This window comes from Mesorhizobium sp. BR1-1-2 (genome assembly GCF_020165435.1).
Taxonomy (GTDB): Bacteria; Pseudomonadota; Alphaproteobacteria; order Rhizobiales; family Rhizobiaceae; genus Mesorhizobium.
This window is the reverse complement of record NZ_JAIUID010000026.1, coordinates 16,441-39,827: the sequence shown is the minus strand read 5'-3', so window position 1 is coordinate 39,827 and position 23,387 is coordinate 16,441. Positions and strand designations below refer to the sequence as shown.

Genomic DNA, 23,387 nt, shown 5'->3' with positions numbered 1-23,387 from the left:
GGCGCCCCCCCCCCGCGCCCGTATCGGACTGATCAGCGGGCCGCGGTCCAGCCCTTGTAGTCCTTGAGATTCTCGGCGGTGATCAGCTTCGGATCGAGCAGCACCACCGGCTCCGCCGGCTTCTTGCCGGCAAGCACGTCGGCGGCCATCGTCAGCGACTGGCCGGCCATCACATAAGGGTCCTGCGAGGCTGAAGCCTTGATCATGGACTTGCCGGATGCCAGTTCCTTCTCGATGTCCGGCGCGCCGTCGACGGCGGTGAAGATGAACTCCGAGCGGTTGAGCTGCTTGGCGGCGAGCTCGGCGCCGATCGCCGTCGGATCGTTGATGGCGAACACCGCATCGATCTTGTCGAAACGGGTCAGCAGCGACTGGAACACCTTCAGGCCGCCGTCGCGCGAGCCTTCGGCGTTCTGGTCGTCGGACAGGATCTTGATGTCGGGATGCTGGGCAAGCACGTTCTTGCAGCCCTTCACGCGCTCCAGGATCGACGAAGACGCCGGACCGTTGAGGATGACGTAGTTGCCCTTGCCGCCGGTTTGGTCGACCAGATATTGGCAGGCCTCCTCGCCGGCCTTGACATTGTTGGTCATTACGGTGACGTCGGCGCCTGGCGCGGAGACGTCGAAGGCGGCCACCACGATGCCTGCCGCCTGCGCCTTCTTCACCGCCGGCGCGATCGCCTTGGCGTCGACGGCGTTGAGCATGATGACGTCGACGCCGGCGGCGATGAAGGAATCGACCTGCGAGACCTGCTTGTTCAAGTCATAGTCGGCCGACACCGACGTGACCTCGACGTTCGGATTGATCTTCTTGGCCGCGTCCTCGATGCCCTTGATGGTGGCGACGAAGAAGGGGTTGCCGAGCAGGCCGACCGAGATGCCGACCTTGTTCAGGTCCTTGGCCGATGCCGGCGCAATGGCGACGGCCGCGAACGCGGCGCCGCAAAGCAGTTTGGCGATGGTCTTCATTACGCTTACTTCCTCCTGATGCCCCGCGCCTCTCACGGTGCGCTACACAAGCCGGTCTTTGATGCCGGCGACAAGGTCACTCACGTTCTTGCCCCTGCCTGGAGCCTGTAGCGGTCGAGGGCGACCGCCACGATGATGACCAATCCCTTGATGATGTACTGCCAGATGTCCGAGACGCCGGCCAGGATGAGCCCGTTGGACAGCACGGCGATGATCAGCCCGCCGATCAGCGTGCCCCAGATCGAGCCGACGCCGCCGACGAAGCTTGTGCCGCCTAGGATGACCGCGGCGATGGCGTCGAGTTCGTAGGACTGGCCGAGCTGCAGGCCGTTGGCGGCATAGAGCCTGGCCGCCGACATGGCGCCGCCGAGGCCTGCCAGCAGGCCGGACACGCCATAGACGAAGAGCAGCACCAGCGGCACCTTGATGCCGGTCAGCCGCGCCGCCTCGGCATTGCCGCCGACGGCATAGATCCAGGTGCCGAGCACGGTGCGCTTCAGCACCAGCCACGACACCACCACCACCGTCAGCGCGATGATGACCAGCCAGGGAACGCCGAACAGCGATCCATTGCCGATGAAGTCAAACGGCAGGTCGGAGTTGAACACGGTCGTGTCTTCACCGAGCAGGCGGGCGACGCCGCGCACGGCGGTGAGCGAGCCCAGCGTGACGATGAAGGGCGGCAGCCTGATATAGGCGATGAGCAGCCCGTTGATGACCCCGAAGCCGAGACCGACCAGGATGGCCGCCGGCACGCCGAGCAGGCCCCAGTCGGGCACCAGCGACACCAGCACCGCCACCATCGCGGAAGCGGCAAGGATCGAGCCGACCGACAGGTCGATGCCGCCGGTGAGGATGACGAAGGTCATGCCGGCCGCCAGCACGATGTTGATCGACGATTGCTGCGTGACGATCAACAGGTTGGTGCCGGTGAGAAAGCGCGGATTGATGAACTGGAAGCCGGCCGCCAGCAGCACCAGCACCGGCAGCATGCCGAGCGCGGCCAAAGCCGTGCGCAGCCGCCGGCTCCTGACTGCCGCCTGATCCACCGTCGTCGTCGCGGTCGTTCTGTCGGTCATTCCTTCGGTCCTTCTTGGGCCGCTCCCGTCGCAAGTTCCATGATCGCTTCCTGGCGAAGCGGCTCGCCCGGAGACGCCGTCACCTCACCCGATATGGCGCCGTCGCGCATCACCAACACCCGATCGGCGACGCCGATCACCTCCGGCAGTTCGCTGGAGATCATCAGTATGGCGATGCCCCGGTTGGCGAGATCGTCGATCAGCCGGTAGATTTCCGATTTGGCGCCGACATCGACGCCGCGCGTCGGCTCGTCGAGGATGACCACCTTCGGCTCGGTCTCCAGCAGGCGAGCGAGCAGCACCTTCTGCTGGTTGCCGCCTGACAGCGAACCGGCATTGGCCTGCGCCGAGCGGGTGCGTATCGAAAGATCGGCGACGGCTTTCGCAGCGCGCCTGTCGGCGGCGGCGAAGTCGCGGAAGCCGCCGGCGCGCGCATCCCTGGCCAGCACGCCCATGTTGATGTTGTCGGAAATAGACATGTCGAGGAACAGGCCGAGTTCCTTGCGGTCCTCGGTGAGGTAGGCGATGCCGGCATCGAGCGCCTCGCGCGGCGAGCCGATGGCGATCGGCTTGCCGTCGAGCTCCAACGTGCCGGCGCTGCGCCGGTCGGCGCCGAAGATGAGCCTGGCAAGTTCGGTGCGGCCCGAGCCGACCAGGCCCGCCAGCGCCAGCACCTCGCCGTGATAGAGGTCGAAGGAGCAGTCCTTCAGCAGCCTGCCGTCGGACATGCCGCGCACCGACAGCGCCACGGCGCGTTTTTCGCCCGGCGGGCGGTGATCCTTCTTGTAGAACGCCGAGAGATCGCGGCCGACCATCATCGAAACGAGGCGCGAGGCGCTGAGGTCGGCGCGCTCCAGCGTGCCGACATAGCCGCTGTCGCGCAGCACGCTGACGCGGTCGGCGAGCTGGTACACCTCTTCCATGCGATGGCTGATGTAGATGATGGCGATGCCTTGCGCCTTCAGCGTCGCGATTACCTCGAACAGCCGCTCGGTCTCGCGCGAGGTCAGCGACGTGGTCGGCTCGTCCATGACGATGATGCGCGCATTGGTCGACAGCGCCCGGGCGATCTCGACCAGTTGGCGTTCACCGAGCGACAGGCCGGAAACCAGGGCACGCGCCGAAAAGGAAACGCCGAGCCGGCCGATGATCTCGGTTGCGCGCCGGTTGCACTGGTCGCGGTCGACGATGCCGAAACGGCGCGGTTCGTTGCCGAGGAAAATGTTCTGCGCCACCGTCAGATTGGGCGCCAACGACAGTTCCTGGTAGATCACCGCGACGCCGCTGGCGCGCGCTTTGATCGGATCGCCGGTCGCGGAGGGCATGCCATCGATCAGGATCTCGCCGCCGGGATCGGGACGATAGGCGCCCGAAAGCACCTTCATAAGCGTTGACTTGCCGGCGCCGTTCTCGCCCATCAGCGCGTGCAGTTCGCCGGCATGGACGGTAAGCGAAACATCCTGCAGGGCGCGGATCGCGCCGAACGTCTTCGAAATATGGCGCATTTCCAGCACCGGGTGGCGTTCCATCCCCATGCCGGCTGCCTCAGTCTTGGCCCCCGCGCTCATCGGGCTGCGGCCTTGCCGGCGGTCCCGGCGACCAGATCGCGCCAGCCGTCGCGGTAGCCGGCGAGGTTGGTGAAGCGCGCTGCCTTCACCGGCTCCGGCGGCTCGGCGGCGAATTCACGCCCGACGCTTTCGAAAGCCAGAGCCGCCGCGCCCGTGGCGCTGCCTTCCAGCGAAGCGCCCTGCATGAAGGCCTGCTCCGGCCGCAATTGCGCCAGGAGGCTGGCGAGCAGGCCACCAGTGTTGAGCCCGCCGTCGACGATCACGGTGTTGCTGGAATGGATGAGGTCGAGGCAGAGGTCGAGCATCAGCGCGACATAGAGCAGGGCCACGGCCGCACGCTCGCCGGCATCTGGCGTGCGTCCGACCAGCCGGCCCGAACGGCTTGGCATCGGCCCGCCCGGCGCGAAGCTCGGCAGCGCCATCATGCCGGCATCGATCGCCCGCTGCACCGCCGCGCCGTCGACCGGGCCTTGCCGGCCGGCGCTGATGGCGGCGAATTCGCGCCCGCCCATGAAACGGATGGTCGGCACCGGGCCGCCATCCACATCGACATTGACCAGCATGTCGCGACCGCGGTCGAGCGCCTCGAGCGGACAGTCGGGATTGAGCACGACGACCCAGGTGCCGGTCGAAACCACAGTCACCGGGCCCAGCCCCTGCCGCCGATAGGCGTGGAGCGCGGCATTCGAGTCGTGGACGCCGTTGTGGATGGCGAGCGGCCGCGACGCGCTGCCGAAGTCCTGCTTGCCGATGACAGTACCGGCACGCGCGAAGGCCGGCATCTGGTGGCGCCACCCCTCGGCGTCGACCAGTGAGGAAAAATCGTGACGACGCGGCGCCCACAAATGCGAATGGCAGCCAAGATAGGACACTTCGCAAACCGGCCTGCCGCCAAGGCGCCAGCTCCAATATTGCGGATAGCCAAGGATCCATTTCGCCGCCGCGAAAGCGTCGGGTGCGGCCTCCTGCAGCCACAGCATGTGGCGGCCGTAATTGAAGCCCAGCGGCAGCCGCGGCGAGAACGTCTCGGCATAGTCCGGAATGCGGCGATCGATCCGCGCGGCGATTTCGGCCGGCGGCTCCTGCTCATAGTCGAGGATCGGATGCGTCAGCGCCGCGTCGTCGACCAGGGCGAAGGTGCAGCCATGGCCCGAAACCATCACCCCTTCCACGCCATGGTTTTCGATCGCAGCGGTGACGGCGCCGAGCGCCCAATCGTGGAGGTCGGCCTCATCGAGCACGCTGAAGCCGCCTTGGCGCGTCCATTTCGGCTGGGTCCGGCGCTCGTCGAGAATGCGTCCGTCCTGGCCGAAGACGAACAGCTTCGAATTGGTCTTGCCGAAGTCGAGCACCGCGACCTTCATGCGATGGCTCCCATGGGGGAAGCAATCCGCACCATGACGCCGGCATCCTCCAGCATGCGCGCGTCGGCATCGGAAAGACCGTCGTCGGTGACCAGCGTGCCGATACGCGACAGGGGCAGCGCGACGTTGCGGGCCTGGATCGAGAGCTTGCGGCTGTCGGCCAGCACGACGATCTGGTCGGCGCACTGGCTAAGATCGACGATCGAGCGCACCAGCAGCGGGTGCGATTCCAGCAAGCCTTCCTGGCCGATGCCTTGCGCGCCGAGAAAGAACTTCGAAGCGTAGAAAGGTGCCGGATGGGTGAGCGAGTGAATGATCCCCGGCTCGCGGTGCAGGTCGCCGCCGGCAACGGTCAGGCTGCAGTGGCCATGATCGCTCAGATAGGCCGCCAGCGGCATCGAGTTGGTGTAGAGCCGGATGTTGCGCTCGGCGAGCTTGACCCCGAGATGGAAGCAGGTCGAGCCGCCATGCACGATGACCGCGTCGCCGTCGCGCACCATGGTCGCGGCGACATTGGCGATCTGCCGCTTGGCCTCGACCGCGAGGTCGCGATTCTCGTCATAGGGCCGGGCATAGGCGACGCCGGCATGCGACGTGCCGTCGAGCGCCGAAACACCGCCATAGACCTTGCGCGCCTCGCCCGCCTCGTCGATCCGGTCGATGTCGCGCCGCACCGTCGCGGCCGAAACGCCGAGCCGCTCCTGCAGCTCCCGCACCGAGGCGAAGGGGCGATCGCGCAGGAGTTCGACGATCTGACGCTGGCGGCCGGAGTCGCTCAACTGTTTCCTCCAAAAACGCCGTTCTGCGACGGCAGTTGGTGTAACTTACTCAACATTAGCTCGATTGCAAGCCGCAACTGACGGTATCCGATCACGGTTGACGGAACTCACTCTTATCTGCGATATCAACCCCGTCGAATGCCCGACCACCGCATTCGACGGTTGGCGGATTGTTGGAGGAGAGGCGTGATGGCGACCCAGGCGGATGCGCAGGAATTGGCGGCGCTGCGGGCGCTTTCGGCCGCCATCGGACAGGATCCGCTTTTGACCCAGGGCGCCGGCGGCAACACGTCGCTGAAAGCCGGAGACACGCTGTGGATCAAGGCCTCCGGGACGTGGCTGAAGGACGCGCTCGCCGACGACATCATGGTGCCGGTGGCGATGGCGCCATTGCTCGAGGCGGTTGAACGACGCGATCCCGCCGCCGACCAGCCGCAGGCCTTCGCCATCGGCGCGCTCAACCCGCGCGGGCTGCGCCCCTCCATCGAGACCACGGTGCATGCCTTGATGCCGCAGCGCGTGGTCCTGCATGTCCACTGCGTCGACACCATTTCGCTTGCGGTGCAGGCCGATTGCGAGGTCCTGGCCGCGCGCCGGCTCGCAGGCATCCAATGGGCCTATGTTCCCTACCGGCGGCCGGGCCTGCCGCTGGCCCAGGGCATCTCCGAAAGGCTGCGGCCGGGCGTCGATGTCCTGATCCTGGGCAATCACGGCCTCGTCGTCGCGGCCGAGACCGTTACCGAGGCCGAGGCGCTGTTGCGCCGCGTCACCGGGCTTCTGGCAAGGGCGCCGCGCGAGGCGGCCGCGCCCGACATCGCGGCACTGACCGCGCTTGCCGCCAACTCCGGCTACCGCTTGCCCGCCGATATCGAGGCGCACGCGGTCGCCATCGATCCCGACAGCCGTCGCATGGCATCGGGCGGCAGCCTCTATCCCGACCATGTCATCTTCCTCGGCGAGGGTTCGGTGGTGGCTGCGCGCGGCGAGGACGTCGCCGCTGTCGTCGGGCGCCGCGGCGCCCAGCCCGCATCGATCCTGTTCCCCGGCCTCGGCGTCCTGATGCGCGCCAACGCCAGCGCCGGCGCCGACGCCATGCAGCGTTGCCTTGCCGACGTGACGGCGCGGGTCGATGTTACGGCGACTTTGAATTACCTTACCGAGGCGGAGAACGACGAACTCGTCAACTGGGACGCCGAGCAGTACCGCCAGAAACTGAACGCCTCCGGTGGCTGACATGTCGCCCGTCGCCCGCTCGCCTCTCTCCGGTTGCCTCGTCGTGGGCGTCGATGTCGGCACCTCGGGCGCCCGCGCCGTAGCCATGCGCCCGGACTTTTCCATTGCCGGCCATACCGCCGTCCGCCTCGACGCATTTGGTCAGGACCCGCGCAGCCCGGCGGCATGGTGGCAAGCGGTCCGGGCAGCGCTGGCGGAGTTGATTGCGGGCATCGACCGGACCACGGTCCGCGCCATCGCCGTCGATGGCACCTCGGGCACGTTGCTGCCGGTCGATGTCGCCGGACGGCCGCTCGCCGAACCGCTGATGTACAACGACAAGGTCGCCGACGACGACATACTGGCCGCGATCGCGCGCGAGGCGCCGGCGGGCAGCGCCGCGCACGGCGCGACCTCAGGCCTCGCCAAGGCGCTTCACTTCCAGCATCTGCCGGGCGTGGCGGCGGTGCTGCATCAGGCGGACTGGATCGCCGGACAGTTCTCGGGCCGCTTCGACATCAGCGACGAGAACAACGCCTTGAAAACCGGCTACGATGTCGAGACCCGCCGTTGGCCGGACTGGATCGCGGCGACCGGAATGCGCATGGATTTGCTGCCTGACGTCGTCGAGCCGGGCGACGTCACGGGCACGCTCACCGCGGCCATGGCGGATCTGTTCGGCTTGACCCGCGACGTGATCGTCATTGCCGGCACGACCGATGGCTGCGCCTCTTTCCTGGCGACGGGTGCCGCGGGGGTCGGCGACGGGGTCACGGCGCTTGGATCCTCGCTTACCATCAAGGTCCTGTCCGACCGGCCGATTTCGGCGCCGCGATACGGCATCTACAGCCATCGGCTGGGCAATGCCTGGCTGGCCGGCGGGGCCTCGAACTCCGGCGGCAAGGTGCTGGCGCAGCATTTTCCGCTCGCGCGCATCATCGAGCTCAGTGCCATGATCGACCCGGCGACCGAGACCGGCCTCGACTATTATCCGCTCGCCACATCGGGCGAGCGGTTCCCGATCGCCGATCCGGCGCTCCCCCCGCGCCTGGTCCCGCGCCCGGCGGATGATGCCGACTATCTCAAGGCAATGTTCGAAGGCATGGCCGCGATCGAGGCGCTCGGCTATCGCCGGCTTGGTGAGCTCGGCGCGCCGGCGCTAACTTCGGTGCGCAGCGTCGGCGGCGGCGCGGCAAATCCGGCGTGGAGCGCGATCCGACAGCGCAAGCTCGGCGTCGCGTTCCTGCCCGCCCTTTCCGACGAGGCAGCCGCCGGCACCGCCAGGCTGGCGCTGAAGGGGGCAGACAGGGCAGGGTTGCTATCTCTGAAAGAAGCCGGGCCGCTATGAGTACCGCAATGGTCGAACGCCTCGACGGCATCGGGCCGCTGGTGGAGCGCTACCAGGTTTTCCTGCTCGACCAGTTCGGGGTGCTGCATGACGGCTCCGCCCCCTATCCAGGCGCGGTGGCAGCGTTGTCGGAACTGAAGCGCGCCGGAAAGACCGTGGTGCTGGTCTCCAACTCCGGCAGGCGCGCCAAGCCCAACGAAGACCGCTTGCTGAGGCTCGGCTTCGAGGCCGGAAGCTGGGATCATTTCGTTTCCTCCGGTGAGGTGGCGTGGCGATCCTTCCATGAAATGGCGGCGACCGGAGCGTTGCGGCCCGGCACGAACTGCCTGTTGATCAGCCGCGATAATGACCGCACAGCGATCGAGGGCCTGCCTTTTGTGTTGACCGGAGCCGGCGATACCGCCGACCTGGTACTGATCGCGGCCAGCGAGGGCGACCGCTACGACCTCGACCACTATCGCCGGCTGCTTGCGCCGGCGGCGGCGCGAAAGGTGCCATGCTTCTGCACCAATCCCGACAAGATCATGCTGACGGCGGTCGGGCCCCGCTTCGGCGCCGGCCGGCTGGCGGACCTTTATGAGAGCCTGGGCGGCAGCGTCACTCGCATCGGCAAGCCCGGTCCGGCGATTTTCGAGGCAGCACTGGCGTTGGCCGGTGCGCCCGACCGCCGCACTGTGGTCTGCGTCGGCGACAGCGTCGAGCATGACATCGCTGGCGGCAAGGGCGTCGACCTCGCCACCGCACTGGTTCTAAGCGGGATATTGGCGGACACGCCGGACCTTGCCGCAGTTTTCGACGAATACGGGGCCCAGCCGGACTACATCACGGGGTCCTTCAGCTTCCGTTGACCGCCTCGAGCATGCGCCTTGCGCTCTCTTCGTCGGTGATCAGGATCGTCGGCGCGATCAGGTTCATGGCGCCGAGCAGCGCCGCTGTCTTCTCTTCGCCGCCGGACGTGAGAATGCGGATCGGCGCCTTGCGCAGCCGATCGACCTCCACCGACATCACATGGCTGTTGACGGGATGATCGACCAGATCGCCATTGCGGTCGAAGAAATGGAACAGAAGGTCGCCAACGGCGCCACGCGCGACCAAGGCTTCGCGGTCCGCCTCCTTGAGAAAGCCGCCGCGAGAGAAGGTGGTGGCCGAAGCGATACCGCCGACGCTCAGCAGAACGGCATCGAGCACGTTGGCCATCTCAAAGACTTCCTGCAGGCCGCAACGCTCGACCAGCGCGATCTTGGTCTCGACGCTGTCTACGACGGCCGGCGTCGGGATCAGATAGCCGTCGCCCTGGAAGATTTGGGCGAAGCGCCAGGCGAACTCGGCCGGGTTGTAGCGGCGCACGACGCCCACACCGCCCAGCAGCGAAATCACCTTGAAGTCGGTGAGCGATTTGGCGCTGATGAAGGGCAGGCTCGAGAACAACGTCTGACCCCAGCCGACGCCGACGCGCATGCCGGATTTCATCGTGTCGGACAGGAAAATCCCGGTCTTGGCGCTGATCGCGGGGATCGGATCGGCATTGGGCGCGGTCAGCGGCGCCACCAGCGCCTGCTTCAGGCCGAACGTGCGCTCCAGCGCGCGCTCCAGCCGCACGATCTCGGACAACTCGCTTTCGATGGTGATTTTCACCTCGTTGCGCGAACGTGCCTCCGCCAGCATGCGCACGATGGTGACGCGGCCGACGCCGAGCACGTCGGCGATCTCGTTCTGCGTCATCTGCTCGACGAAATACATCCAGGCGGCGCGGATCCTGAGGCGGTCCGTACGGCTCTCGTTGACGACCTGTTCGGGCGCCTCGGCCCCGCCGTTTTCGCTATCGCCCTGCCGTCGCCTGCCCAACTGTCTGTCTCCCCGCTCGGCAATGTAGGAGTCCCTCGCCGATTCTCCACGCTGGTTTAATATCGCCTATTGATCTACCAATCGATAGGAACAATGTAGGGTCAGCGGCCGGCTCTCGGCGGCCGAGGCCGGTAGACGTTTTCGAGGCGATTCGCGATGCTCCGACAAATCTCCAGGGATGTCCGCGTCAATTTGAAGGACCGGCTGCGCGACGTCCGCGACATCATTCGCCAGAGCCGCCACGACAGCGACAGCGATGCCAATCTCGTGCGGGAAGCAACCAGCCATTTGCCGCCGTTCCCGGGCAAAGGCATCGAAGGCCTGCTCGGCCATGCCGCCAGTGCCGTCGACGAGGCCTTGTCGATCGCCGAATCCTTTGTCCCGCATGAACGCCCGACGAAGATCGACGGAACGACCGTGAAAGGCCTTGGCATCTATTTCCCGCCCGGCAACGAGGAACGCCGGTCGAGCGCCGAGCGCGTCTTTCGGCGCGACATGTATTATCTGACCAGGACCGTGCTCGCCGCCCTGAAGATCGATAATGCCCGGATCCACGAGGCGGATTTCGCCGCCGTCCACGCGGCCATGCGAAAACGCCACGCCGGTCTGCTGGCAGCGATACCCGCCAGACCCGCCCCCGCCGCGCTGCCGGCCGTCGCCGCTGCCTGTGCGGCGCTGCTGGTCGAGTGCCTCAACCACCGTCCTGTCCGCTTTGCCGAAGCCGAACCGGAGGCGATCGGCGACCGGACGCTCGACATAGCCTGCCTGGCGCCTGTCGTCCTGGCCTGCGGCCTGGCCACCACGGCCAGCGACGGTGCGCCGGAGCCCGACATGCTGGAGATCGCGGTTCTGGCGGCCGGCATCCGTCACGACCGCATCGTCAAGGCCTGTGCCAAGGCGAGCCCAGCCGATGAATTGACACCTGTCTTCGCCACCTTGCTTGCCCATCTGCCCTAGCTGCCGGTTCCGGTCGAGACTAGCGCCCGGCAGCCATGGCCGTGATGGTCTTCTTGGCGCGCTGGATCGAGGCCGGGCTCATCGAGAGCTCGGTCAGCCCCATCTCGAGAAAGGCCGGGATGAGGTCCGGGCGGCCGGCCGCCTCGCCGCACATGCCCACCATGATGCCGGCGGCCACGCCGGCCTTTGCCGTCAACTCGATCGCCGACATGACGGCCGGGTTGGCGACATCGTTGAGCTTGGCCACGGTCGGGTTGAGCCGGTCGGCGGCCATGATGTACTGGGTCAGGTCGTTGGTGCCGATCGAGAAGAACGACACTTCTTTCGCCAGCGCCGGCGCGATCAGCACGGCGGCCGGCGTTTCGATCATCACGCCGAGATCGAACGCCGCATGCGGCACGCCTTGCACCTTCAGTTCCGCCGCGCATTCGGCAACCAGGACCCGCGTCTGCCGCACCTCCGATATGTCGGAGACCATCGGCAACATCACCTTGATGTTGCCGTGCACGGCTGCCCTGAGCAGCGCCCGTAGCTGGCGCCTGAAGATGTCGGGCCGATCGAGGCACATGCGGATGCCGCGCCAGCCGAGGAAGGGATTTTCCTCGTCGGGAAATTCGATGCCGGCGATCGGCTTGTCGCCGCCTATGTCGAGCGTGCGCACGATGACGGGATAGGGCGCGAATGCCTTGGCCAGCGCCGCATAGGTCTCGGCCTGCATGTCCTCGGAGGGCAGATGCATATGGCGCATGAACAGAAGCTCGGTGCGGAACAGGCCGACGCCCATGGCGCCGGCTTCCTGCGCGGCCTCGATTTCCTCCAGCGAGCCGATATTGGCGGCGACCTCGATGACCCTGCCGTCCGCGAGTTTTGGCGTCACGGTCTTGAACACGGCCAGTCCGGCACGCTCCTTGGCGGCCGCCTCGACGCGGGCGGCAAAGTCCGCGCGGGTCGCCGCATCGGGATCGACGATCACCTGGCCGCCATTGCCGTCCACGGCCACCTCGCGCGCGCCGCGCAAGGCATTGACCTGGTCGCCAAGGCCAAGCACTGCCGGAATGCCGTGCGAACGTGCAATGATGGCGATGTGCGAGGTGGCCCCGCCATGGCCGCATACCACCCCGCCGATGCGCTTCAGCGGCGCCCGCGCCAGGTCCCAGGCGCCTATGTCGTCGGCGATCAGGATGGCGCCTTCGGGAATATTTTCGAGGCTGGCGTCATCCTGGCCGAGCAGCGCCAGACAGATCTGTCGTCCGACCGCATGCACGTCGTCGGCGCGCGCGTTGAGATAATGATCGTCGACCGCGCTGAAATCGGCGGCAATGGTGGAGGCGGCTGTGATGACGGCTGAGACGGCGTCATTGCCGCTTTTGATCGCCTTCTCGGCCTCGCCGGTCAGGCTGTCGTCGGCGGCGATGTCCCGCAACGCCGCGATGATGCCGCGATCTCCGGCGGACAGGGTGTCCTGCGCCAGCGCCTTGTCCATGCGCGCCTGAACGGCGGCGACGGCGGCGCGGAACCTGTCGATCTCGCCGGCGATCTCCTCCGCCTGCAGCATGCGGCCCTGTCCAGCGATGTCAGGCGGAAAATGCGCGAAGGCAGGCCCGATGGCGACGCCTTCGCTCGCCGCCACGCCTCGCAAACCGGCCACGCCTGAAACAGCCGGTACGGGTTCGGACGCCGGCACAGTGTCCTCGCCCGTATTGGCGGCCGGTTGCGGATCTTCTTCGTCGAGACCTGCCTTCGGATTCTCGAGATAGCCGATCAGCGCCTCGATCGCTTCGATGGCGTCCGCGCCATTCGCCCGCACGGTGACTTCCTGGTTTTCCTTCACCGCCAGCAGCATCAGCTTGACCGAGCTCTTGGCGCTGACCGCCTTGCCGTCCTTGACCAGCTCGACATCGGATTCGAAACCCTTGGCAAGCTTGACGAAGCGCGTGGCGGGACGAGCGTGCAAACCTTCATGCACTCTGACGATGGTCGAGCGTTCCATGGCAAATACTCTGTTGTGGCGCCGCGCCGACATGGGTCGCGGCGCGAATGCTTCAGGCAGCGATGGTGATGATCGCGTCTGTCTTCAGGGCGGCCACGAGCGCTTGGGTGTCGACCTGCGAAGCGCAGATCTCGCCCGGCCGCTCGGCCTCGGTGGCGCCATTGAACGAGATGACGACATGCCCCATCTCGAGCACCTTGCTCCAGGCGCTGGAGCCGACCGCCGTGATTGTAGCGGAAACAGGTCCAAGGGTGATCGACGCGCCCTTCTGGGGCGCGCCTTCGCTGGGCCCGAGTTCCGTCTTGTGGAGCACGGAAACCTCGGCAAGCTCCGGCGGCGAGCCATCCGCGAACAGGATGAGCACGCCCCCTTCGGCAAGATCCGCCACTTCAGGCCCGATGGAAGTGACCCGTGTCCTCAGCAGAACCGTCATGTGGCGAACCTCATTTCTACTTTCCTCGAAGGGTTCATCGACACGATGAACCCCTCTATCTCCTTGTTTTGGCGCAATTCCCAACGGAAAGCGCTATGCGCTTTTCCCGGAAAAACCGTTTCAGGCTTTCCCGGAATTTGCTTAGAACACGATCAGGCTGACGACCCAGGCGATCAGCACCGAGACCGGGCCCATGATCTGGCGGCTGATGAGCACCGCCGGAACGCCGATTTCGATCGTCTTCGGCTTGGCTTCACCGAGCGCCAGGCCGACCGGGACAAAGTCGCAGCCCACCTGGGTGTTGTAGGCAAACAGCGCCGGCAGCGCCATCGCCGGCGAAATCGTGCCATTGGCGATCTGCGGACCGATGATGGCGACGCCGATGACCTGCGCGATGACCGCGCCCGGTCCCAGGATGGGGGACAGGAACGGCAGGCCGCAGATGGCCGAGATGATCAGCAGACCGACGATGTTGTTGGCGAGCGGTCCCATCGGCTGGGCCAGCACGTCGCCGATGCCGGTGTACAGGATCAGGCCAATGAGCATGGTCACGAAGGCCATGAACGGCAGCACGTTGCGCACCACCTGGTCGATCGTGCGGCGACCGGCATTGAAGAAGATGCCGACCACGCGGCCCATGACGCGGCCGATCGAGCTGATCAGGCCGATCACCCCGCCTTCGCTCGGCAGCGGCTGTGGTGCCGCGGCCGCGGTGTTGTTGCCTGGACTCATCGATGCTGCTCCCCCCGCGGTGGTGACCGCCTCGGATCCGTCCGCCATCGTGACATTGGCCGGCTTCACGCCCGAAACGTAGATGTCCTCGGTGATGAACTGGGCGAGCGGCCCAGCCTGGCCGACCGGCGTCAGGTTGACGGTCGGAATGCGCTTGCGCGGATAGACGCCGCAACGTGCGGTGCCGCCGCAGTCGACGACGACGACCGCCATCTCGCTTTCGATCGGCGGCGCCTTGAAGCCGTCGACGGCCGTGGCGCCGGTCATGTCGGCGATGAGCTGTGCCACCGGATGGATGCCGCCTCCGGTGACGGAGACGATCTTGTCGCGCTGTGCGGTCGGCTCGATGACAAGCGGGCCGCCCCAGCCTGTGGAGCCCCGGGAGATCCTTACGGCTTTGTATGTCTTGGCCATGATATCCTCCCCGCCCTTACAGCTCGACGCCCTGGCGGCGTGCCATGATGGCGGTGATGCGCTCGGTCAGCATGCCCTTGAGCAGGATGACGACGAGGCCGACGATGGCGTACCAGATCGCCACCTTGACGTGATAGCCTCCGGCGACGACACCCCGCTTCTCCAGGTCAAGCAACGCGACCAGCATGCCGCCCCAGACGAAGTATTCGCCCGGGTTGATATGCGGGAACAGGCCGAGCGGCGGATGCACGTAGGAGACAGCCGCGTCATAGAAGGCGGGCTTGTGCTTTTCTTCCAGGAACGATCCGAAGGTGTAAGCCATCGGGTTGGTGAGGAAGAACACCGCCAGCAGAGGCAGCAGCGTATAGCGGGTCAGCGCGATCCTCCCGGCGCCGCGTGCCAGGCCGTGGACGCGCTCCTCGCCGACCAGTTCGGTGACGGCATAGAAGGCGGTCATCAGCACCACCAGTGTCGGGATGATGCCGGTGACGAAGCCGGCGAACACTTCGCCGCCCTTCTGGAAGATGCCGATGAAGTATTTGCCGATTGCGGTCAGCCAGCCGAGTTGCTCTTCCTGCTGCACGTTTTTCAGCTGTTCCTTCAGCTGATCGGCGGTGACCGGGGCACTGTCGGTCTGCGCCTGCGCCAAGACCACGAGATGATCGGTGGCATGCTCGACGCCGAGCCTGCCGTGCCAGGCAGCATCCGAGACCATGGTGCCTGCAACATGCAGGTTATGCACGGCCATGTCGGCATGCTGCGCCAATAACGAAAATACAGACATTTCTCCTCCTTATGCCGCCCGCCGGTTGATCCCGGCCGGTGCGCGGCGTCCTCTAGGCCCTTGCTACGTTCAAGCCGGACAAGCCCGGCTTCTTCCCCGGCTCCGACCGTGCTTTGTCGATCTGTTCGATCGCCCGTTTCACGGCCTCGGCCACACCGGGTTCCCCCTCCCCCATGATCGCAGGGTTGGACCGGAGTCGATCGAGGGGAACACCCTCGAATTGTTGATGTCGCTTGAATTTGGTGAACACCGAGCGCCCGCTCATGATCATCATGCGGCGCACGATCAGGTCAGGCGTCACCACGACGAGCGCGATGGTGCCCTTGGCCAGCCGGCCGCGAAAATTGCCGGCCCCGACGAAGCCATCCTTGTACTGGTCGGTGACGCCCCGGAAGACGTCCGAATAGTGCCGCATCTGCAGCCAGACGCCGAGCGACTGCAGCGCCCACACAATAACCAGCAGAAGCAGTCCCCACTGCCAAATCGCCATTCGGTTCTCCTCCCGAAGCCTTCATTGAACCGCATCTTGGACGGATGCGCGACAACAGCAAAGTGAGAACATTTGTTTCCGAGAATGTCAATATGTATGATATTGACCTCCGCGATGGTCATCCACAGGGCCGTCGGCCGATTTCGGCGACGGCACGGTTGTGCTAGCCTGTCGTCAAACGGGATATGTGAAATGGAACTGCCCTTCAGGGATGAACTGGCCCTTATGCCCGACCTTCGCCATCGGTTGCGGCAGTTGCGCTGGTTCCGCGCCACATTTCGCGGCAGCGCCAAGGTGGTGTCCGACACATTCGGCGTGCGTTTTGAAATCGACGAAGCCCGGCTCACAAGGGCCTTTCTCGACTGGGTCGAGATCATGGAGGCGCAGAAGCGTTTCGCCGCGATCGACCGCGCCGACTTCATCGTCTTTGCCGCCGGTCTCGTGCTGCGCGAACTGATACGACAGGCGCCGGCCAGGGAAGTCTCCGGCCTCAGCCATCTCGTCGAGAGCGAGCAGAATGCCGGCACGCTGGAAATCGTCCGCTTCTGGCCTGAGGGGTTCCTCTACACGAATTATTGCGTTTCGGTGATTTCGGCGATCTACGAGCAGGAATTCGGCTCAGCCCCAAGCATCGACAAATGCGCCGACGACCTGCGCACATGGTGGTCCTATCGCGAGAACGTGACCGAGATGCCGGCCTATGCCGTGGCTTTCCTCGACCGCTTCCTTGGCGCCGAACCGAACTGGATCACGCCGGACCGCGCGCAATCGCGGCAAGCCATGCAGCGCGCGCTTGGGTCGGCCCGGGCCAGCGATGCGCTACGCCAGCTTTGACACCGAGGTTTTGGCGCCCGAACACCACGCTATTGAACATTTGACTTTTTGCCGGTAGCAAAGTGCAAAACTCCGGGGAGAAGCGCGTGGCGCGATCAAGGCCTGTCATTTTCGATTGCGACGGCGTTCTCGTGGACAGCGAACCGTTGGCCGCCAGGGCCTATGAGCGCGTCTATGAAAAGCACGGCATGCCCGGCGTCCACGGTGGCATCATCGCCCAGTGCATCGGCATGAAACAGTCCGACATCATCGTCAAAATCAGGGAATTGACCGGCCATCAGTTTCCGGCGGCGGCAGACGGCGACATCTGGACAGAGACCAGGGTGCTGTTTTCGCAGGAACTGAAGCCGACACCAGGAATCGCCGCGTTTCTGGAGGCGCTTGAGGGCGACCGCTGCGTTGCCTCCTCGTCCTCCGTCGAGCGCATAAACCACAGCCTGGCGGTAACCGCGCTGGCGCGGTTCTTCGGCGACGCGATCTACAGCTCCTCGATGGTCAAGAACGGCAAGCCCGCGCCGGACATTTTCCTGTTCGCCGCGGCAAAGATGGGCGCCAATCCGGCGGACTGCATCGTCATCGAGGATTCGCCCTTCGGCATCCAGGGCGCGGTTGCTGCCGGAATGACGGCGATCGGCTACACCGGCGGCGGTCACACCTATCCCGGGCACAGCGCGCGGCTGAAGGCGGCCGGCGCCGATTTCGTCTGCGCCGATTGGCAGGAAGTTAGCCGGCAACTGGCTGGGCTCGGTATTCCCGCCTAACACTCTAGCGAGTGGGTAGTCCAAGCCGAACCCATTCGTCGGGCGGAATTACAGATCCGACACGCAGGCCAAAGGATAAAACCCTGGTCACATCGCTGTCGACCTCGCAGCGGAAGCCCAGATGGTACCATGTGCCCGTCGCGCGAAATGCGACATCCGGGGCGTTGAGAATATTGCCGGCCTTCAGCGGCACGCTTGGGATCAAGTCGGGGAAATAGGCGGCGTCCAGCAATTGCTGCTGCAATGCGCTGGCGCAAAGTTTGGCACCCCGCTGGGCGCGCGGCACGCCGCTCATCGAGGTCGTGGCCAGCGGATCATCGGTAGCGTCTTGCGAATAGAGCTTGCGAACGCCCGGAAGCCCGCGCCGCGACGCGGCACTGGCGGCATCAGGGGAAACTGGGCTTCCCGCGCTCCCGTTCGGGGACTTCGAAACTTTTGAAGAACTGGGTTTCGGCGCATTGGCGGGTTTTGGCGTCGGCTTTTCAGCCGATAGGGGAAGCTCGACCTCGGCGTCGCCGTCATCGGCGGCCAACGGCGGTGCCGCGGCCGTTTGCTTGTCGGCCTCGGGCAACTCTGCCGGCTTTTCGGTGGCCGCCGGCGCGCCAGACTTGGTCTCCGCAGGCTCAGGCGTCACGGGCGGCTTCGAGGCTTCCTCCTTGGCAGGCGCCGGCGAATTGTCTTGAGCGCTGGCTCCGTCCAGGGATTTCCTGGGGCCGGCGTCCTTGTCGCCGAACTGAAAGACAGGCCTCAGGGTCTCGATCGGTGGCGTCTTGCGCGATTGCTTCTCGGGCGGAGGCGGTTCTTCAGCCTTCGTTTCCGGCGGCTTCTCGGCTTTGGGCTCGTTTGGCGGCGGTGCGGGAGCAGGTTTCGGTTTTGGCTGGTCGGGCGGAGGCACGAGCGCGACATTTACCGGCTGGTCCTGCTGCGGCTCTTGGGCTGGCCTCGGCAGATTGTAGAACACCAGCGCTGCGAGGAGCGTATGCAGGATCAGCGATGCGGGCAACGCCCACAACAGATTCCGACGCCGCTCTCGTGCCTCGCCCTTCATGCTGACCGATGTGGAATGAAATGGCGGCGGCTTCAAGCGTAGGCATTGAATTGGCGAGATTTTGCCGCTGACAGCTTAGTGATGATCAGGCGTAGGCTGGTGCAGGATCTCGTCCAGAAACCGTTCGTCCAGCCGCGTTTCGCCAAACCAGTTCAGCCGGTTGATGCTGACGAAGCCGGCATCGATCGCCTCGTTCTCGTCGCCCGGCTCACTTGCGTGAGCGCGCCCGCGCGGGACTGTGATGAGGGTGCGATCACCGTCGCTCTCCAGGATTTCGGCCTTGCGGCCGATCTTGTCGCGGCCGATGCGCGGCTGCCGGATCCCGGCCGGCAGCGAAGCCGGCAGGTTGATGCTGAGCCAATGGCCGTCCGTCGCCCAGTCGGCGCGCGACCGCCAGAGCGAGGCGATCAACGCGCCGAGCCACTCGTCGTCGGCACCGCTGAAGTCCGGATTCTTCACCCGGGAAAAGCCGATCGCCGGAATGCGCCAGAATGTCGCTTCGCGCGCAATGCCCAGCGTCCCGGAATAGGCAAGGTCCTCGGCGACGTTGCGCCCGTCATTGACGCCCGCCAGCACCAGGTCGGGCTTTTGGCCGCCCGCGAACAGCCAGGTCATCGCGCTCACCACGCAGTCGGCCGGAGTGCCGGAACACGAATACCAGCCGGGCTTGACGCGCCGCATCGTCAACGGCCGCGCGATCGTCAGCGATGCGCCCGCGGCGGTGCGCTTGCCGTCGGGTGCCACCACCCACAAATCGTCGCTCAGGCCGCCGGCCGCCTTGACCAGCCGGGCAAGGCCCGGCGCCTCGATGCCGTCATCGTTGCAGATCAGGATTCTCATATATTTTTTCCTTGCGGCACCGTGATGGTCTGGCCGGTGCGGCATTGCGGGCGCAGCGACGGAATATGGGCTTTCAGATCGTCGAGGAGTTCGCTCGCGCAGGAATGGCCGAGCGTCTCCGGGCGCCCTGCCTTCTCCCAGATATCGACGTTGCCCGACAGTGTTGGGTGGGTGGGCATGCGCACCCAGTCCGCCCGGCCGGCTTTGTGGAGCAGATCGCCAGGGGAGCCGGATGGCAGATGCCCGGTGAGCAGCACCGGAAAGCCGGCCCGGTCGGCGCGCGGCAGCAGGCGGGACGAAGGCCCGGCCTCGCCCATGCCGTCATCGGCCAGCAAGGGCAGCGACGGCAGGGGGTCGACGTCGGTCCAGTCTGCGGCACTCCGCAGCCGCAAGCGCAGCATCTCGGATACGCCAGGCAGCAGCGCTGAAGTCGCGGCGATCTGCGCTTCGAGCGAAGCACGCATGCCGGCGTGGATGGCGAAGGGGCCCGGCAAGGCCGCGATCAATTCCAGCGACCGCCCCGACAGCGGCGTCGGCAGAAGGCATCCGTTCGAATGTCGCGCCACCCAGCCCGAAATGGCCTCGGCGCGCGCCGCGCCCGGTACGGGATCCGCTCCATAGGAGGCGTCGAGAACGAGAAGATCGCATTCGGGAATCGCGTCCATGACGAAGACATTGCTGTCCGGCACCACGTCGGCTGAATAGACGACGCGGCTCTTGCCATCGTCGACGGCAAACCAGACGCCGCCGACGACGTGTCCCGACCTCCCCGTCCTGACCGTGAGATTGCCGCTCTTCAGCATTTCGCCGGGTTCGAAAATCTCGATGCGATCTTCCGGAAAGGGAAACCGCTTGAGATCCCCGGGATCGGCATAGCCGGCGAGCGTGGCCGGAGCCTCGGCACGGGTTTCGGCCGTCATGAAAATCCGACCGGCATAGCCGCGCGACAAGAGCCAACTCAGCGCGCCGACGTGATCCTCGTGCGCATGCGAGACGAACAATGCGTCGATGTCGGCGATCGACCCGTCAAGCGCCGGATAGTACTCCGCCCCCGTGGCCCCGACCTTGATGCCGACGTCGAGCAGGATGCGATTGTTTCCGCTGCGGACAACAACGCTGGTCCGGCCCTTTTCGCCGAAGCCGCCGGCGAGGTCCAGCATCATCACGACGCCGCCTCCGCCGGGATCAGCCAGCCGGACTTTATGCGCAGGCGCGCCTGGGCTCCGCTCTCCAGCACGACCGGGTCGGGCTGCTCGAAATGCAAGGTAAGATCAGGCCCCGCGGAAGGCGTAAATTCGATGCGCGCCGAGCCACCCTGGTAGATCACTCGCTTGACGAGGCCATCGAAGCCGGGGCCGTCCGGCGACACGTCGAGATCGGCCGACCGGCAGCAGATCCTTGCCCCAGCGCGCGGCCGCTCGCCGGCCCGGCAGCGGACGACCAGCTCGGTTCCGAGAACCCGGACCTTGCAATGACCGGCCTCTTCGGCGCTCAGCACGTCGGCCGGAAGCAGAATGCCCTGCGAAATGAAGGAGGCCACCATTTCATTCGCCGGCTCATGATAGAGCTCGCGCGGCGTCGCGAGCTGGACCAGGCGACCGTGATCCATCACCGCGATGCGATCGGCCAGCGCCATGGCCTCGGCCTGGTCGTGGGTGATGTAGACGATGGTCGTGCCGGTGCGCTTGTGGAAGGCGGCGAACTCGTCCTCCATCGAGGCCCTCAGATGCACGTCGAGGTTGGCGAGCGGCTCGTCGAACAATACCAGCGAGGGCGCCGCGACCAGGCAGCGCGCCAGCGCCACGCGCTGGCGCTGGCCGCCGGAGAGGTTGGCGGGCCTGCGATCTCCCAGCCCCTGTAGATTGACCAGGGCCAGCGCATCGGCAACCTTCTGGCGGGCGACCGCCTTGTCCAGCTTTGCAACCTTAAGCGAATAGCCGATGTTCTCTGCGACCGTCATGTGCGGCCACAATGCGTAGTTCTGGAAGACGATGCCGACCCGCCGCTTCTCCGGCGGGACGCTGCCGCCTGCGCCCGACACGACCTCGCTGCCGATGCGGATTTCGCCCGACGTCACCTTCTCGAAGCCGGCGACAAGCCTGAGCAACGTCGTCTTGCCGCAGCCGGAAGGCCCGAGCACGGCAAGGAATTCCCCGTCGCCGACATCGATCGAAACGTCCGTGACCGCATCGAACTCGGCGAAGCTCTTGGTCACATGGTCCAGGGTCAATCGCGCCATGGCAGAACTCCGCTCGGAAGATGAGGGGCAAGCAGGTTGGTCACCAGCATCAGCACGAAGGTGACCGCGACCGTGATGACGGACATCGCCGCCGCGTAGTTGGAATCGCCGCCCTGTTCGAACGAGAACATCACCACGCCGATTGTCTCGGAACCCGACGACCACAGCAGCGCCGAGACCGTGAGCTCGCTGAGCGCCGTCATGAAGATCAGCAGGCCGCCGGCGATCGCCGCCGGCGCCACCAGTGGAAAAACGATGGTGCGCATGCGGGTGAACAGGCCGGCGCCCGCCACTTGTGCTGCCTCTTCCAGCGTCCGGTCGATCTGGTGGTAGCCGCTGATGGTCGGCCGCAAGGCCAACACCAGGAAGCGGGCGAGATAGGCGTAGAGAATGATCCAGACCGTGTTGTAAAGCTGTATGCCGGTCAGCGGGATCGGCCGCAGGAACAAGAGCAGCGAGGCGATCGCCAGCACCACGCCGGGCAAGGCATAGGGCAGCTCGACCGAAAGATTGAGCAGCCGCACCCAGCGCTGCTTGCCCCAGGCAATGAGATAGCCGATCGGCACGGCGACGAGGACCGCGAAGAAGGCGGCGGCGATCGACAGCCAGAAGCTGTTGAAGAAGGCACGGCTGGCGGCAGCGTGCTCGAACAGCACGAAACGATAATTGTCGAGCGTCGCCGTCTTGGCGCTGAGCGCGATGCCGTAGCCAGGCACCAACGACGTCAGCACCAGCCCGAACAGCGGCAGGAACAGCACCAGCACGACCAGCAGCCACATGCCGGCCTGGACGATCGCACGCCAGCGGCCAAGCTCGTAGGGCTCGGCGGGCAGCGAGGTGGAGCTGATGCGGTAGTCGCGGCGCCGGCTCATGACCTCCTGGGCGATGATGCCGGCCATGGCGATGATGCCGATCAGCACCGACAGGAACGCCGTCTCGCCGAGCACGGCCGGCCCGCCGCCGGCCAGTTTCTGATAGATCAAGGTCGGCAGCACGAGATAATTGGCGGGAATGCCGAGAAAGGCGGGAATGCCGAAATTGCCGACGCAGGACACGAAGGCCAGTGCCGCTGCCGCCATGATCGACGGCGTCATCAGGGGTAGCACGATGGTGACGAGCACGGTGAACCAGCTCGCGCCGCCGGCTCGCGCCGCCTCGACCAGTTCGCGCGGCAGCTTGCGCAGGCCGGCGCGCACCAGCAGGAACACCAGCGGGCCGTACTGCACGCCGAGCAGCAGGATAATGCCCGACGTGGAATAGAGCGGGTTTTTGGTGCCGAGCGGCGGTGCGGCGCCGAACAGCTTGAGGAACGGGCTGGCCGGTCCGAACAGTTGCAGCCAGGCAAGCGCCGTGACCTGCGGCGCGATCATCAGCGGCATGACGTAGCAGAGCACCAGCGCGCTTCGGCCGCGTATGTCGGTCAGCGTGATGAGCACCGCCACCAGCGTCCCGGACAGCACGGCAAGCACCGTGCCGCCTATGCCGACGACAAGCGTGTGCCAGGTGGCGATCCAGGTCGCCGGACTTCTCAGTCCGGCCTCCAGGGCCATCGTCGACACCGTGCCGCCGGGTGCCACGATCTCCTTGATGAGGCGCAGCATCGGCAGCAGGGAGAGCAGCACGATGACGACGGCTACCGCCGCCGTCAGGACCATTTCCTGGCCCCGGCTTTCCCTGATCGTTGATGGCATGGTTGCTT

Annotated in this window: 22 protein-coding genes; 6 read left to right on the top strand and 16 right to left on the bottom strand. The window is 65.9% G+C overall.

Annotated elements, in window-relative coordinates:
• Nucleotides 1-32 precede the first annotated feature (32 nt).
• The 5 genes from LB551_RS29380 to LB551_RS29360 form a co-directional block, all read right to left on the bottom strand.
• Nucleotides 33-971 carry an ABC transporter substrate-binding protein gene (locus LB551_RS29380; RefSeq protein WP_140517934.1) on the bottom strand — a complete coding sequence of 313 codons (939 nt, stop codon included), beginning with the start codon at nt 969-971 and terminating at the stop codon, nt 33-35.
• Between the two features lie 80 nt (nt 972-1,051).
• Complete coding sequence (locus LB551_RS29375) at nt 1,052-2,050, bottom strand: ABC transporter permease subunit (RefSeq protein ID WP_140554329.1); 999 nt, start codon at nt 2,048-2,050, stop codon at nt 1,052-1,054.
• Nucleotides 2,047-3,618: a sugar ABC transporter ATP-binding protein gene (locus tag LB551_RS29370; RefSeq protein WP_224661364.1), complete on the bottom strand. Its 1,572-nt coding sequence runs from the start codon at nt 3,616-3,618 to the stop codon at nt 2,047-2,049. The genes LB551_RS29375 and LB551_RS29370 overlap by 4 nt, the downstream gene beginning before the upstream one ends.
• Complete coding sequence (locus LB551_RS29365) at nt 3,615-4,982, bottom strand: FGGY-family carbohydrate kinase (RefSeq protein ID WP_224661363.1); 1,368 nt, start codon at nt 4,980-4,982, stop codon at nt 3,615-3,617. Before LB551_RS29365 ends, LB551_RS29370 begins: the two co-directional genes overlap by 4 nt.
• Nucleotides 4,979-5,761, bottom strand: coding sequence for a DeoR/GlpR family DNA-binding transcription regulator (locus LB551_RS29360; protein WP_140554324.1), 783 nt, complete (start codon nt 5,759-5,761; stop codon nt 4,979-4,981). The genes LB551_RS29365 and LB551_RS29360 overlap by 4 nt, the downstream gene beginning before the upstream one ends.
• A 189-nt stretch (nt 5,762-5,950) precedes the next feature.
• Here LB551_RS29360 and LB551_RS29355 point away from each other — a divergent pair, with 189 nt between their 5' ends.
• From LB551_RS29355 to LB551_RS29345, 3 genes are read left to right on the top strand one after another with little or no spacing between them, the layout of a single operon-like run.
• The gene (locus LB551_RS29355; protein ID WP_224661362.1) at nt 5,951-6,994 is read left to right on the top strand and encodes a class II aldolase/adducin family protein; all 1,044 of its coding nucleotides are present in this window, start codon (nt 5,951-5,953) and stop codon (nt 6,992-6,994) included.
• Nucleotide 6,995: 1 nt separating this feature from the next.
• Entirely contained in the window at nt 6,996-8,321 is a 1,326-nt protein-coding gene (locus LB551_RS29350; RefSeq protein ID WP_224661361.1) for an FGGY-family carbohydrate kinase, read from the top strand.
• The gene (locus LB551_RS29345; RefSeq protein WP_224661360.1) at nt 8,318-9,169 is read left to right on the top strand and encodes a TIGR01459 family HAD-type hydrolase; all 852 of its coding nucleotides are present in this window, start codon (nt 8,318-8,320) and stop codon (nt 9,167-9,169) included. The genes LB551_RS29350 and LB551_RS29345 overlap by 4 nt, the downstream gene beginning before the upstream one ends.
• Here the strand turns inward: LB551_RS29345 and LB551_RS29340 are convergent.
• Entirely contained in the window at nt 9,156-10,166 is a 1,011-nt protein-coding gene (locus LB551_RS29340; RefSeq protein ID WP_140554317.1) for a sugar-binding transcriptional regulator, read from the bottom strand. The genes LB551_RS29345 and LB551_RS29340 overlap by 14 nt on opposite strands.
• A gap of 156 nt (nt 10,167-10,322) precedes the next feature.
• On the opposite strand from LB551_RS29340, the gene LB551_RS29335 reads away from it, so the two are divergent.
• The gene (locus LB551_RS29335; RefSeq protein ID WP_224661359.1) at nt 10,323-11,123 is read left to right on the top strand and encodes a hypothetical protein; all 801 of its coding nucleotides are present in this window, start codon (nt 10,323-10,325) and stop codon (nt 11,121-11,123) included.
• 19 nt (nt 11,124-11,142) lie between these two features.
• Here LB551_RS29335 and ptsP read toward each other — a convergent pair whose 3' ends face one another.
• The 5 genes from ptsP to LB551_RS29310 all read right to left on the bottom strand — a co-directional run bounded on the left by ptsP (nt 11,143) and on the right by LB551_RS29310 (nt 15,966).
• A complete protein-coding gene (gene ptsP, locus LB551_RS29330) occupies nt 11,143-13,113 on the bottom strand; it encodes a phosphoenolpyruvate--protein phosphotransferase (RefSeq protein WP_224661358.1) in 1,971 nt (656 codons plus the stop codon).
• A gap of 52 nt (nt 13,114-13,165) precedes the next feature.
• Nucleotides 13,166-13,546 (bottom strand): PTS glucitol/sorbitol transporter subunit IIA, encoded by a 381-nt coding sequence (locus tag LB551_RS29325; RefSeq protein ID WP_140501604.1) that lies wholly within the window; start codon nt 13,544-13,546, stop codon nt 13,166-13,168.
• 141 nt (nt 13,547-13,687) lie between these two features.
• Nucleotides 13,688-14,692, bottom strand: coding sequence for a PTS glucitol/sorbitol transporter subunit IIB (locus LB551_RS29320; RefSeq protein ID WP_140554310.1), 1,005 nt, complete (start codon nt 14,690-14,692; stop codon nt 13,688-13,690).
• A gap of 16 nt (nt 14,693-14,708) precedes the next feature.
• The gene (locus tag LB551_RS29315) at nt 14,709-15,476 is read right to left on the bottom strand and encodes a PTS glucitol/sorbitol transporter subunit IIC (RefSeq protein ID WP_140625045.1); all 768 of its coding nucleotides are present in this window, start codon (nt 15,474-15,476) and stop codon (nt 14,709-14,711) included.
• 52 nt (nt 15,477-15,528) lie between these two features.
• Nucleotides 15,529-15,966 (bottom strand): transcriptional regulator GutM, encoded by a 438-nt coding sequence (locus tag LB551_RS29310; RefSeq protein WP_140554306.1) that lies wholly within the window; start codon nt 15,964-15,966, stop codon nt 15,529-15,531.
• Between the two features lie 192 nt (nt 15,967-16,158).
• On the opposite strand from LB551_RS29310, the gene LB551_RS29305 reads away from it, so the two are divergent.
• Nucleotides 16,159-16,800: a hypothetical protein gene (locus LB551_RS29305; protein ID WP_140554305.1), complete on the top strand. Its 642-nt coding sequence runs from the start codon at nt 16,159-16,161 to the stop codon at nt 16,798-16,800.
• Between the two features lie 86 nt (nt 16,801-16,886).
• Nucleotides 16,887-17,561 carry an HAD family hydrolase gene (locus LB551_RS29300; protein ID WP_224661357.1) on the top strand — a complete coding sequence of 225 codons (675 nt, stop codon included), beginning with the start codon at nt 16,887-16,889 and terminating at the stop codon, nt 17,559-17,561.
• A 4-nt stretch (nt 17,562-17,565) separates the two neighbouring features.
• Here the strand turns inward: LB551_RS29300 and LB551_RS29295 are convergent, their stop codons facing one another.
• Genes LB551_RS29295 through LB551_RS29275 form a run of 5 tightly spaced genes read right to left on the bottom strand, consistent with a single transcriptional unit; the run spans nt 17,566 to nt 23,379 of the window.
• On the bottom strand, nt 17,566-18,645 hold the full coding sequence (locus LB551_RS29295; RefSeq protein ID WP_411970973.1) for a DUF930 domain-containing protein: 1,080 nt from the start codon (nt 18,643-18,645) through the stop codon (nt 17,566-17,568).
• A 39-nt stretch (nt 18,646-18,684) separates the two neighbouring features.
• The gene (locus tag LB551_RS29290) at nt 18,685-19,449 is read right to left on the bottom strand and encodes a 5'/3'-nucleotidase SurE (protein WP_224661356.1); all 765 of its coding nucleotides are present in this window, start codon (nt 19,447-19,449) and stop codon (nt 18,685-18,687) included.
• On the bottom strand, nt 19,446-20,612 hold the full coding sequence (locus tag LB551_RS29285) for an MBL fold metallo-hydrolase (protein WP_224661365.1): 1,167 nt from the start codon (nt 20,610-20,612) through the stop codon (nt 19,446-19,448). Before LB551_RS29285 ends, LB551_RS29290 begins: the two co-directional genes overlap by 4 nt.
• On the bottom strand, nt 20,612-21,688 hold the full coding sequence (locus tag LB551_RS29280) for an ABC transporter ATP-binding protein (RefSeq protein ID WP_224661355.1): 1,077 nt from the start codon (nt 21,686-21,688) through the stop codon (nt 20,612-20,614). Before LB551_RS29280 ends, LB551_RS29285 begins: the two co-directional genes overlap by 1 nt.
• Nucleotides 21,676-23,379, bottom strand: a complete 1,704-nt coding sequence (locus tag LB551_RS29275; protein ID WP_224661354.1) for an ABC transporter permease — start codon at nt 23,377-23,379, stop codon at nt 21,676-21,678. The genes LB551_RS29280 and LB551_RS29275 overlap by 13 nt, the downstream gene beginning before the upstream one ends.
• Nucleotides 23,380-23,387: the final 8 nt, after the last annotated feature.

What these genes read in the sequence shown, in the direction of transcription:
- LB551_RS29320 (WP_140554310.1), bottom strand. Translation starts at nt 14,692, where the DNA reads ATGGCCAAGACATACAAAGCCGTAAGGATCTCCCGGGGCTCCACAGGC.
- LB551_RS29275 (WP_224661354.1), bottom strand. Translation starts at nt 23,379, where the DNA reads ATGCCATCAACGATCAGGGAAAGCCGGGGCCAGGAAATGGTCCTGACG.
- LB551_RS29305 (WP_140554305.1), top strand. Translation starts at nt 16,159, where the DNA reads ATGGAACTGCCCTTCAGGGATGAACTGGCCCTTATGCCCGACCTTCGC.
- LB551_RS29280 (WP_224661355.1), bottom strand. Translation starts at nt 21,688, where the DNA reads ATGGCGCGATTGACCCTGGACCATGTGACCAAGAGCTTCGCCGAGTTC.
- LB551_RS29345 (WP_224661360.1), top strand. Translation starts at nt 8,318, where the DNA reads ATGAGTACCGCAATGGTCGAACGCCTCGACGGCATCGGGCCGCTGGTG.
- LB551_RS29335 (WP_224661359.1), top strand. Translation starts at nt 10,323, where the DNA reads ATGCTCCGACAAATCTCCAGGGATGTCCGCGTCAATTTGAAGGACCGG.
- LB551_RS29370 (WP_224661364.1), bottom strand. Translation starts at nt 3,618, where the DNA reads ATGAGCGCGGGGGCCAAGACTGAGGCAGCCGGCATGGGGATGGAACGC.
- LB551_RS29325 (WP_140501604.1), bottom strand. Translation starts at nt 13,546, where the DNA reads ATGACGGTTCTGCTGAGGACACGGGTCACTTCCATCGGGCCTGAAGTG.
- LB551_RS29380 (WP_140517934.1), bottom strand. Translation starts at nt 971, where the DNA reads ATGAAGACCATCGCCAAACTGCTTTGCGGCGCCGCGTTCGCGGCCGTC.
- LB551_RS29310 (WP_140554306.1), bottom strand. Translation starts at nt 15,966, where the DNA reads ATGGCGATTTGGCAGTGGGGACTGCTTCTGCTGGTTATTGTGTGGGCG.
- ptsP (WP_224661358.1), bottom strand. Translation starts at nt 13,113, where the DNA reads ATGGAACGCTCGACCATCGTCAGAGTGCATGAAGGTTTGCACGCTCGT.
- LB551_RS29350 (WP_224661361.1), top strand. Translation starts at nt 6,996, where the DNA reads ATGTCGCCCGTCGCCCGCTCGCCTCTCTCCGGTTGCCTCGTCGTGGGC.
- LB551_RS29375 (WP_140554329.1), bottom strand. Translation starts at nt 2,050, where the DNA reads ATGACCGACAGAACGACCGCGACGACGACGGTGGATCAGGCGGCAGTC.
- LB551_RS29315 (WP_140625045.1), bottom strand. Translation starts at nt 15,476, where the DNA reads ATGTCTGTATTTTCGTTATTGGCGCAGCATGCCGACATGGCCGTGCAT.
- LB551_RS29285 (WP_224661365.1), bottom strand. Translation starts at nt 20,612, where the DNA reads ATGATGCTGGACCTCGCCGGCGGCTTCGGCGAAAAGGGCCGGACCAGC.
- LB551_RS29355 (WP_224661362.1), top strand. Translation starts at nt 5,951, where the DNA reads ATGGCGACCCAGGCGGATGCGCAGGAATTGGCGGCGCTGCGGGCGCTT.
- LB551_RS29290 (WP_224661356.1), bottom strand. Translation starts at nt 19,449, where the DNA reads ATGAGAATCCTGATCTGCAACGATGACGGCATCGAGGCGCCGGGCCTT.
- LB551_RS29365 (WP_224661363.1), bottom strand. Translation starts at nt 4,982, where the DNA reads ATGAAGGTCGCGGTGCTCGACTTCGGCAAGACCAATTCGAAGCTGTTC.